The sequence below is a fragment of the Cohnella rhizoplanae genome (assembly GCF_948329515.1).
Taxonomy (GTDB): Bacteria; Bacillota; Bacilli; order Paenibacillales; family Paenibacillaceae; genus Cohnella; species Cohnella rhizoplanae.
The window spans coordinates 1-11690 of sequence record NZ_CAOJCN010000012.1 but is presented as its reverse complement, the minus strand read 5'-3'; the positions used below and the strand labels follow the sequence as shown (position 1 = coordinate 11690).

4 protein-coding genes are annotated in these 11690 nt (G+C 60.2%); 2 read left to right on the top strand and 2 right to left on the bottom strand.

From position 1 onward, the window contains the following. Positions 1-2211: a helix-turn-helix domain-containing protein gene (locus PQG80_RS17560; RefSeq protein ID WP_271752737.1), complete on the bottom strand. Its 2211-nt coding sequence runs from the start codon at positions 2209-2211 to the stop codon at positions 1-3. Between the two features lie 31 nt (positions 2212-2242). Then, the gene (locus PQG80_RS17555) at positions 2243-5407 is read right to left on the bottom strand and encodes a glycosyl hydrolase (RefSeq protein ID WP_271752736.1); all 3165 of its coding nucleotides are present in this window, start codon (positions 5405-5407) and stop codon (positions 2243-2245) included. An 811-nt stretch (positions 5408-6218) separates the two neighbouring features. Between PQG80_RS17555 and PQG80_RS17550 the strand changes: the two genes are divergently transcribed. Next, complete coding sequence (locus PQG80_RS17550; protein ID WP_271752735.1) at positions 6219-11129, top strand: DUF4962 domain-containing protein; 4911 nt, start codon at positions 6219-6221, stop codon at positions 11127-11129. A 40-nt stretch (positions 11130-11169) separates the two neighbouring features. Continuing rightward, positions 11170-11690 (top strand): cohesin domain-containing protein (locus PQG80_RS17545; protein WP_271752734.1); only part of this gene is annotated, 521 nt, incomplete at its 3' end.

Genomic DNA, 11690 nt, shown 5'->3' with positions numbered 1-11690 from the left:
TTAACTCTCCGCGCCGGGTTTCCTGCGGAATTCGCTCGGGGTGAGTCCCATGTACTTTTTGAACATGCGGTTGAAGGAGGTGATGTTGCGGTAGCCGACGGCTTCGGCCACGTCCTGAACCTTATATTTGCTGTCCGCGAGCAAGCTCGCCGACTTCATGATCCGGGTTTCGTTGATGAAGTCGACGATGTTCATCCCCGTCTTCTCTTTGAAATAGGAGGACAAGTAGCCGCCGCTCAGGTTGAGCCGCTCGGCCAGCGTGTCCAGATAGATTTCTTCCGACAGATGCTGATTGACGTATTCGACGACAAACGTCGTGATCGGGTCCCGAAGCTGCTTTTTCTCCCGGAACGCCTCGGCGGCGAGCGCCGTCTTGGCCGTTAACAGCGCCTCTAGCTCGGACATGGTGATGCAGCGCCGCATCTGACGATCGATGTCCAGGAAGATCGCCTGCAGCCGGTCGGGCGCGATGACGAGCGGGCTGGCCTCGCTCTTGATCTTGCCGATCAGGCCCTCGCCGAACGCCAGCCAGGCGGCCGCGGTCGCTTCCTTGCCCTGCCATTTGGCGAACACGCGCTTGATCAGGCCCGTCAACTGCGCCTCGTTGCCTTCGCGCAGGTTCGACTGGAACTCCTTCCATTGATCCGGCGAAAATCCGATAGCCTCCGCACCTGCCGTACGATCGGTCACGATCTGCATCCGGTCGGCCAGCTTGCGCTCGAGCACCAGATCTTGCGCTTCTTGGTAGGCGGCGCCGATGCGGCTCGCATTGCCGAATACGGAGGAGACGGCGACCGTCACCGTGCCGAACGCCCGATCCTGCTCGAACAGCGGCTCCATCTGCTTCAGGCGAATGATGGCTTCCTCGCGCTGACTCGTATAGACGAGACTCAAGATTTGATTGGCTTCGATGTGAAAAGTCATCGATTCGGGGAAGGCCCGTCCAAGGCGGTCTTCCATATGTACCTTTATATAACTGAGCCACGTCCGGAAGAACGCCTGCTCGTCCTCTTCCTCCCGCCTGCTCATCGCGTGGAACAGCACGATGACGAACGGCTCGTCTCTAAAGGCGGTTGGCGGCGGGGCGCCATGACTGGGGATCGCCTTGAGCTGCTGCAGGAACGCAAGCTGTTTCTGCATCTTGTCCTTGTCCTGCAGCTGATGGCGTATAATATTGAACTCGCGGATCGACGAGCGAAACGAAGCGCTGCCGGAATCGCCCCGGATGGCGCCGATCACCTTCTGCAGCGGGTTGTTGATGCCGGCCGCGAACAGCCAGGAGATGACGATGCCGAGCGCGATCGATACGCCCGCCGCGACGATCAGCGTGACGTTCATCCGGGTTTGCGACGCGATCCGCTCGACCGGCACGCGCTGAACGTAGGTGAATCCGGACAGGGCGCCTTTCGACTGAAAATAGTATTTGCCGTTCGTTACGTACTCCCCGTCGGTTGCCGAGCGCAGCGCAGCGGGGTCGATCTCCGGCGTTTGGCCGAAGCTGCGGAAGATCGCGCGGCCCGTATCGTCCAAGATCATAAAATCGTCGCCGGCGGCCTGATGGAGCGCCCGATATATTTTCTGGGCGTCCAAAAAGACGATCATCAAAAAATCATGGCTGCTCTTGGTCTTGAATACGATCGGTACGAGCTCGCCGATGGTCGACGTCGCTTCGCGGAACATATGATTGCGGAAAACGGCGGCTGGCAGCACGCGCGCGCTGTAATTTTCGTCGAACTGCTTATCCCAGAACGCAGGATCGTAAGCCTCGCTCTCGTAAAACACTTTAAACATTGAATCCGCGGACGCGCTCGTGCCCTTTTCGACGATCAGATTGTTGGACCTGCTGTAAAAGACGATATTGTTCATGTACATCTGCACGTCCGAGGTCCATCCGTTAATCTCTTGCTGCAAAAGCGGAATCTCGCGGTAATTCGGAGTCGTCCGCAGGCTTTGCGCCTTCTCGCTGAGCAGGAAGACGAGCATCTGGCGCTTGACCAAGTCCAGATGCTTTTCGTAGCCCTCCGTCGTATGCTGGAGCATCAGCGTGTTGTACTTGACGATCTCTTCGCGGACGCTTTTTTTGGATTCGGAGTAAAAATAGAGCACGAGGGAGCTCATGAGCAGGATGATGCAGAGGAAACCTGAGAGAAGCCGCAAAAACAACGATGTGGACCGGTCTTTAAGCAAGGGGATCGGATTCAATTTGCGCATGGGCTTCCTCCTTTTTCCTCTGATCGTACCATTAAATAACTGTATTGGGGACAAGGAATAGCTCGATCGGCCCCGTCAGTCCGTAGGGCAGCAGCTGGTACGACGGCGTATACGCGTCCCCCGTCGGCCGGAACGACCACCAGTCGGTCCATGCGGCGCCCGTCTCCGCCTCGTGCAGGGGGCCGAGCAGATTGCGGGGGCTGCCCGCGACTTCGACTTCGAGCCGGTTGACGCCGTCCGCCAGTCCCTCGGTCAGCTCGACCGTCCCGGCCGCGCGCCACGGAATCGCCCGCTCGTGAAGACCGTTCAGCGTCAGCTTGATCGTGACCGCTTCATACGTCCCCATTTTCAGGAAAAGCCGCGCCGGGTCCGCCCGATTCGCATTCGCCGAAAATTCATATCGATAGACCATGCTCCCGCAGTAGTGCGGGTAGCCTTGAAGGCACCAGTCGCCAAGCGCTAGCCGCTCAGGCTCACGCACCAGACTGCGATGCGCGTCCAGCGCGAAGCTTCCGATCAGGAAGGCGTCCTCCAGCTCCATGTCGTGGGTATAGGCGCAATCGACGATCAGCGCGTTGTCCCCGGCGACGAGCCGCGGCAGCGTGACGGTCCGCAGGCTCTTGTCCAGATACCAGCCTGACGGCCGTGCTTCTACAAGCTCGCCGTTCAGCGTGAAGCGGAAGCGCTCCGCCTGCTCGAACGCCAGGTGAGTGTCCTCCTCGGGAATATCTACGACATGAAACGTGAAGCGGAACGATGCTTCCGCCCCGTCCTCGGGATGCGGCTCGCGAACCCAGTGATACCGCTGGAGCTTGCCGTTGGCATACACCTGCCGCATGCCGAGCCGCTCGCGCAGCTCGCGCTGCGCCTGCCACACGTCCATCGTCTCCGACCAATCCCCGCCGCCAAGCCGATACTGACAGCGGTCGAGGACGAGCGCGTTGGGAGCGGTCCGGGAAAATGCGGTTGGCTGCGCGAATACCTTCCATGGCTCCTTTGACGCGGCGGCGGCGGCCGATGAGACGGATTCGGAATCATCGAGCGGCGCGGCCCCCGTAACGGTCTCGGCCCGGCGCAGCACGTACAGCTTGGAATCCGTCGGTCCGAACCGTTCCCGAAATACGGTGCAGCCCGCCTCTTGCCTGGACGGCACGCGGTACGTTTCGCCCGTCAGCGGATCCCAGCGTTCGAGCGTACCGACACCCTCGATGCGAACCTCGGCTTCGCAGCCGGCCTCCCTGTCGTTGTTCGCCGCAAACACAACCGTACAATCCGGCAGCTCCCGCCGCATGCAGAGCAGGCGCTTCTCCTCCGCGCCGTCCGCCCGGCGCAGACTGACGGGCCGAGGGAGCCGCGCCGCGAGCGCCGCCGGGAGATCGTCCATCGAGGTCAGCGGATTGTAACGCGGATGGCCGATCAGCGCCCGCAGCTCGGCGGCGGCCTCTCTGCCGTCCAGCATCGCCGGCGCGCTGCCGTAAGAGAGCAGGTCGCCCCCGGCGTTCATATAAGCGAGCAGCAGCTCGAATGTCGGACGGGCGAGATTGCGCAGATCCGGCAGCACGACGACGCGGTAACCGGCGGCACCCACCTCGAGCAGCGCGCCGCGCACGCGCCCGGTCTCGCGCAGGATCGTCTCATCGCCGAGGTCGAAGTCGTAGTGCTCGCCGAGCAGCAGCCTCACCATCCGGTTAAAGTCCGCGTCGTAGGCTTCCAGCTCCCCGGAAATCCCCGCCCGGTTGCGCCACTCCCCCGATTGCACGTTCCGTCCGAGCTGCGTCCATACCGAGGATGCGGGGTGGACGACGAGCACGTCCCTACGTACCGCGCCCTCGCTCAACACCGCGCCGAGACGCGAGAAATAGTCCTCGATCGTCCGGTTGTGCGGCCACCAGTTCGCGTTGTAATTAAACGACGGCGGATAATCCCTTTTCCGGCAGCCGCGAAGCGTATACAGGGCCAAATGGTGCGTCAGCACGTTTACGCCCAGCGCGAACTGCCAGTCGCCGATCCACTTGCGGCTCTCGAAGTTCAGGCCCCAGCCCGTCACGCCGTACGTTTCCGTGATGACCTTTTTTCTGCCGTACTGGTTCGCGACGCTCGAGATCTGCTTGACCGTCAGGCTCTCGTCCGTCTGCTCGCACAGCGTATCGATGCCCGGCACGTCGAGATATCGGTAATGGGGCATGACCGCGCCGCAGTGGAGCGTCTGGCCGATGAGGCTGCCCTCCTCGCAGTAGTGGCCCGCGAGCGCGATGCCGTTCGCCGCGCACCAGTCGGCGATCTGCCTCGTATAGGCATCGGTGAACTGCTCCGTCACCGTCGCCCAATAATCGTGCCTCAGCGCCGCCGCATGCGTGCCGCGGAAGAAAAAATAGGGCAGCCGATCCCAGATGTCGTAGCCGTGTCGCGCGGCAAACGCCTCCGGCAGCAAGTCGGACCATGCGATCCAGGTCAGATCCGGCCGGCTCAGGCCCTCGTTGAACCCCCGGATCGACGGCTCGTCGGTGAAGATGGCCGGGATCGTGCGCCCGAACGCTTCTCCGACCGCTTCCTTGTAACGCTCGTAAGTCGTCTTGAGGAACAGCCTGGCCGCCTCGGGATTCAACGCGTCCGGATACGTGTCCCCGTGGCACCATTCGTTAGGCGCGGCGACATGGCGGCGCAGGATCAGATAGACCTCGTCTTCCGCAAGGGGCCGCTGCGCCGCGGTCGCCGGCTCCGCCAGTCTGGCGCAGCTGCGCAGCTCGTCGCCCGCCAGGACCGCGGCGTATACGGCCTGCACCTCGTCGTCCTGGTCCAAGCTGCGGGCGACGGTCAGCGATAGCGCCTTCGCGCGCACGGCATCCCCGCCCGCTCGCCCTACCAGGCCGCCGCCCATGCCCGAAGAATATTTATCCTCATCGTACAGCCAGGCGTGCATGCCTTCCGCCTTCGCCTTGGCCACGGTGTCTTTGATCCGGTCCATGAACGCATCGCCGAGATACGGCGTCTCGAGTCCCTCGCGCACGTGCATCATGAAGCCGCCCATGCCTTGCGCCTTGAATCCCTCGACCTGCGCATCCAGCTCTTCCTGCTCCAGGTCGCCGTTCCACGACCAGAACGGTACCGGACGGTTCGCCATGGGCGGTTCGGCCCACTTGTCTCGCAGCTCCGCGTATCCGGCGTTACCCTCTTGCGAATCTGGTCTTTTTTTCATGTTGAACACAACGCCCCTCTCCCGTCTCTCTGCTCTACCTACATCATATAGGCACGGGCATCTGCGGGAAATGAGCGGTAATCGCGCTAGTTGCAATTTCTTTCGAGTTCCTCGAAAAAGGATCAAAATCTATAAAAAAGCCCAGTCAGGATGATCCCGGGGCGTAGCTCCTCTCTTGCCGAATAGTCCGTTTTTCGAAAGCTGGTACTTTTATCAGAAAATATGAGAGGAATTGCAGGACCGTAAGTATCGATGATTTACCGCACCCGCACGCAATCTTATGATGCTCTTATCAGGAGACGCCACCTATTTGAAAGCGGATACATACTTCCTGATGATCGCATTGGGCAACGAGCGCTTCTAAGCCTGGATCCTAGTATTAGGAGGTGAAGGTGACTTTTCATCGGATTCGTACCTGCAGCCATTTGAAAAATAGGAGGCTAACCCTTTGAACATCCGAACGATTCGGCGTAAAACGTCTATTTTTCTTGTATTCATAATGGGATTAAATCTGCTTCTAAGTTTATTCTCCTCTCCCTTCGCAAGCGCGGCCGGATCGAATCCGGTCCTTGGACCCGAACTGCTGCCTAATCCGGGATTCGAACAGGTGTCCGGCAGCATGCCGGCAGGTTGGTCCAAGTTTAACGCGGCCATCAGCGTGGAATCCACCACGGATCAAGCAACGGAAGGGACGCGCAGCGTCAAGATATTCAATAACGCGGGCGGCATACAAAGTCCGTTGATTCCTTATTCCCCCGGCGCTTCATATACGGCCAGTATCCAAGCGAAAATCGAAACCGGCGGCCTTTCCATGATTATCAGATATTTCGATGCCAATCTTAATTCAAGCGCGCAAAAAGCGACCCCGCACGCAGCCGGCGTTCAATGGCAAACCATTCAGGCTAACGCAACGCCGCCGGCGGATACCGCCTATTTGCAAATGATTGTCGTCATCCCAAGCAGCGCCGGAACCGGCACCGTCTATGTAGATGAGGCATCGCTGAAAACGACGGATCTGCTGCTGAACCCGAGCTTTGAGGAAGTAACGGGCGCAAGGCCGACCGGTTGGACCGCAATCGACCGCGGCATCCCGTCCAGCATCGCTTCGGCGACGGGCAGCGTCTATGCCACGCATGGCAATAAATCGCTGCATTTGCTGGATGCTTCCGCTACGGACGCTTACAGCGTAAAAAGCCCGGCAGCGCCAGTCGTATCCGGCAAGGCCTATACGGCTTCCGTAAATGCGAAAGCCTTGTCCGGAGGCGGCAGCTTGATCCTCCACTTTCTAGGCTCGTCCGGCCAGCAATTCGCCGAAGCGCAGACCGCGGGTACCGGCAGCTGGGAAGCCTTAACCTTAACGGCCGAGCCCCCTGCAGGGACGACTGGCGTGCAGGTGGAATTGTCTACGTCCGGGGCAGGTACGGCGGATCTGTATTTCGATCAGGCGAAACTGACGGCCGCGGATACGACTCCCGGTCCGACGCCGACTGCGACGCCGACCGCTACGCCGACCATGACGCCTCCGCCGAATGGTTCACTGGCGTGGCCCACCGACCTGAATCCGGCGTACACGCGGCATTTTCAACCGATCGACCATCTCGTCACGACGCAGAATCCCCCGGATTTCGGCTGGCCTGCCATCTCGGGCGCCGATCTTTACGAGCTGCAGGTGGCGACAGACAGCGGCTTCGAAAACGTTCAGTATGAGAAAAACGATATCGCGATCAACTACTACAATTTCCCCGACACGTTCGCTGGCGGTCAATCCTACTTCTGGAGAGTCCGGTTCCATAAGACGGCGGGCTGGTCGAATTGGAGCGATGTCCGCCAGTTCAGGATCGATGCGAATTCCGTACCCTTCCCGGTACCGTCCATCACCGAGCTCATCGCGAACGTGCCTGAATCGCATCCCCGCGTGCTGACGACTGCCGACACGCTTGCCGAGTTCCGCGCCAGAAAAGACGGGGCAGGCAAAAAAACGTTCGACCGGATTAAATCCATCATCAATACAGGCGACCATACCCTGCCTGGCGAACCGGTAAAAACGGCAAACGGTCCGACCGTGCTCAGCCAAACTCAAAAGGTAACCGCTCCGATGGTCAACGCCGCCTTCGTTTACTTGATTACCGGCGATCCCGTATATGGCGAGTTCGCCAAGGAACGGCTCCTTCACGTCTCTACCTGGAGAACCCAGGAAGGCCCTACCCAATATGATAACGCGGCAGGCGGCAACGACCAGGTGCATCGAGACATCGCGCTTACGAGCGCAATGGCTTATGACTGGATTTACGATCTCCTCGATGCCGAGCAAAGGAAAACGGTATTAACGATGGTGCTGGACCGCGCGCAGACGATCGCCGATCACGTCTTGGAAAGCGCGACCCCGATTACGAGCTTCCCCTACGACTCGCACGGCTGGACGGTCAACGGCTACCTGGGCATCATCGCGACTTCCTTGCTGCATGACGACGTCGATATTAACGGCATCGTCGTGTCGCAAAAAGCGCAGCAATGGTTCAATCAAATCGTGCCTGCATACATGAATTTATCTCCGGTATGGGGCGGCGAGGACGGCGGCTGGGGCAACGGCGAAGGCTATTGGCAGTGGTCCTCCATGTCCGGCAAGCAATTCCTGGATACGCTCTATGCGGCGACGGGCTTTAACGCTTATAAGAAAGCCTATTTCCGCAACGAGTCCTCTTACGCGATGTACATGCTGCCGCCCGGCCAGCTAGGCGGCGCGTTCGGCAACGGCAACGACGGCATCTCCCGGAATTACGTCTCCGCCACCGTCATGCGCAACGCGCAAATGCAGCAAGACCAGGTGATGCAATGGTACGCGCAGCAGTACCTATACGATATTGACAACTTCATGACCTACTTATACGAAGACGGAAACTTGCCGGCTCGTCCTCCCGTGGAGCTGCCGACGGCCAAATATTTCGAGCAGATCGGAACGGTGGCGATGCACTCGAGCCTCGTCGATCCCAAGCGCATCTCCCTCTTTATCAAGTCCAGTCCGTTCGGCAGCTTCAATCACAGTCAAGCGGATCAGAACAGCCTCATCATCAAAGCCTTCGGCGAAGAACTTACGGTCGAAGGCGGGTTCTACGACGCGTATGCCAGCGATCACTATACGAAATTTGCCAAGCAAACCTTTTCCCATAATGCGATTACGTACGATGGAAAAAAGGGCCAGAACACAAACGATATGAGCGCCTCCGGTCAAATTACGGGCTTCGCCACGAATAAAGAGTTCGACGCGGCGGTCGGCGACGCGACGGCGGCGTACAATGCCGGAAGCAACGCCGGCCTCGACCTGGCGCAGCGCAGCGTTATCTACGTCAAGCCGGGCGCCTTTGTGGTCGTCGATAATCTGGACGCGCGCGAGCCCGGCGGCTCGAGCTTCGAATATTGGCTTCACGCCGACAAAAGCTTAAGTCTGGACGAAGCGCATAACAGCGCGACGATCGTGAAGAATCAGGCTGCTTTAAAAGTCAATCTGTACTACCCGGGTTTAAGTGAAATTCCGGTAACCGACAAGTATATCGGAGCCGACGGCGCGGAGTATAATCCCGAAGCTGCTCCGTATATCGGCAGGAAACGGGTTCATGGCGGATTTAAAACGCCCGAAACGGATACCGCGACGATCGTGTCCACCTACGTACCCTACGAGGTCGGTTCCACGCCGCAGAATATCGTCGCCGAGGAGCACGATACGTACCGGAAGCTCCGGTTCGCCGACGGCACGAATGTTTATGTGCGCACTGCCCTGAGCGGCTCCGTTGTTACCGAGGACAACGTTCGATTCGACGGCATCGCGGCTACGGTCAAAGGCGATTCCGTTCTATTGGTAGGCGGCACCGAGCTGACCGTGAACGGAGAGACGCGGATTAGCAGCACGCGGCAGGCGACCGTCGCGCTCTCCGGCGACGAGCTGTCCATCGCCGGAACGCAGGGTTCGCAGGTCAGCTTGCTGAAGCCCGGCGTTACAACCGTACTCGACGAAAAGTACCGCAGCCTTCCGCAAGGCGGAAGCGTAACGGAGGCCGTATACGCGCGAGGCGTGCATTGGGATACGGCGGGCAGTCTGATAACGTTGAACGTCGAGCCTGGACAGCATCAGCTTCTATTAAGCGATATTCCGGCTCCTGCCCCGCTCGCTCCGATCTCATATCCGGTCGAAATAAACGGTGTGCCGGCTACGGTCGCGCTATCCGTCTACGGGGATGGGCACGGCGGCGCGGCGGCCTGGGGCACTTTATCCAATCCGGCAGGTTTGTACGAGGTGCTCGAAGCGCCGGCCGGGATCGTTTTCGAGGGTAGCGGCGGCATCAAGCCCGCCATGTTCATAGGCGCGAATGCCAAGATTATCGTGCCTAACCCGACAGGCGCGCTTAAGCTGCGCAGCGCGGGCTCGGGCGCGGCCACTCCAATGGATCAGTCGGCCGAATTCGATGCCGTCAAGGCAGGTCTGGACATCTTCGCGGAAGCGGAAAGCTTCGGCAGCGCGGATAGCGGGGTCACGACGTATAATACGCGCAGCTTCCTCTCCGGCGGGGTTGGCGTCAGCGGCTGGAGCAATCCGGGCCAGACGATTACGTGGCAGCTGAACGTGCCCGAAGCCGGCAACTACGATGTCGCGATGAAATACGTAGGAGGATGGGAGCTTAGCGGCGCTCCAATGAAGCGCCTGATTCAGCTGGGACCGGACCTTTTCTCGGCGGAAATACCGAGCACGCCGAGCTGGGGGACTACCCCGGAGGAGTGGAGAGCGGCGACGATACATGCGGGCACCTACCTGCCCGCCGGACCGGTGACGCTTAAGATGTGGAACGTCGTCGGGGCGTCCAATCTCGATTGGATCGGCTTGAAAAAGACCGATGCCGCCGCCGAGCCGGCCTTAAAGGCGTCGGCGAGCGCAAGCTCCTTAGCGCCCGGTCAGCCGCTCGACGTCCAGCTGGCGCTGGATGAGGCCGAACCGGCGGCCGGCGTAGATCTGACGCTGTCTTACGATCCGGCTAGATTCACGTACACGGGATATGCCAAGGATTACGGGCAGCAGGCGGTTATCGTCACGAACGATGCGGCGGCGGGCGCGCTGCGAATTCTGTCCGGCCGAATCGGAACCGGCATGCTGCCGGCAGACGCCCCCTTCCTGACGCTCCGCTTCCTGGCGAAGGCGGATGCTTCCTCCGGGCCGGCGAGCTTCACGACGTCAGCCGTGTCCGCGTCCTCGGCATCCGGCGAGATCACGTCGCTGGCTGGCAGTACGGCGCAAGTGAGCATCTCGGAGCGAGCGTCGCTCGGAGAGTTGATCGCGCAGGCGGAGGCGACGCGCGACGAGGCTGTCGCCGGCACGTCCGAAGGGACCTTTTTCAACGCTATGCTGGCCGGGTTGAAGTCGGCGCTCACCTCGGCCATCGACGCTGCCAAAGCGGTATTTAACCAGGCCGATGCCGACGAGGCTCAGGTGCAAGCGGCGAGAACGAACTTGTCGGCGGCGATCGCGGCGTTCGAATCCCATCGCATTACGGCGACGACCGGCAACATGGACGATAACCCGTCGTTCAATATCGCCGACTTCGTCCAGGTATCGACCTATTACGGAAAAGACGCATCCGGCTCCGATTGGACCGCCGCGAAGCGTGCGGACATCAATGGAGACGGCGGCGTCGATATCGAGGACTTGGCCTTCATCGCCTTCCGGATTATCGGATAATGCGGTACGCAAGAGAATCCAGCATCCAGGAGGAACCCCATTGAAAAACGACTTGTATAGGCGCGCGACAGCCATGCTGCTCTTCATCTGCTTGATAAGTTCGGCCGCGGGGATGCCAAGCGCGGGCGCCGCAGCGGGGCAAACCGCCTTCGACATTCGATCGAACGTCGCTTCGGTCAGGGTAGGCGACAGCTTCGTCGTAACCGTCGATGGATTGAATCTCGATCGATTGTACGCTTATGAGCTGACGCTCGAGCTGCCCTCCGGCGTTGCCTTCGCGAGCGCGAAGGCGAGGGATTACCTGCCGGGCGGTATGTCGGTGTATCGCCAAGAGGGCTATACGCTGCGCTACGGATCGACGAAGACCGGCCAGTCCGCCGGAGAGAGCGGCGCGCTCCCGCTGGCCGGCTTCACCCTGGAGGCGAATGCCTCCGGCAGCGCCGAGATCAAGCTGGTCAGCGTCAAAACGCTCGATCCCGAGCTGCGCGCGACGATGCATGAGGTGCAGAAGAAGATCGTCGTCGAGATCGGTTCGCAGCAGGGCAACGGAAACAACAACAA

Excerpts from the sequence above, each read along its gene's own strand:
- PQG80_RS17560 (WP_271752737.1), bottom strand. The coding sequence starts at position 2,211 with ATGCGCAAATTGAATCCGATCCCCTTGCTTAAAGACCGGTCCACATCG.
- PQG80_RS17550 (WP_271752735.1), top strand. The coding sequence starts at position 6,219 with ATGATTATCAGATATTTCGATGCCAATCTTAATTCAAGCGCGCAAAAA.
- PQG80_RS17555 (WP_271752736.1), bottom strand. The coding sequence starts at position 5,407 with ATGAAAAAAAGACCAGATTCGCAAGAGGGTAACGCCGGATACGCGGAG.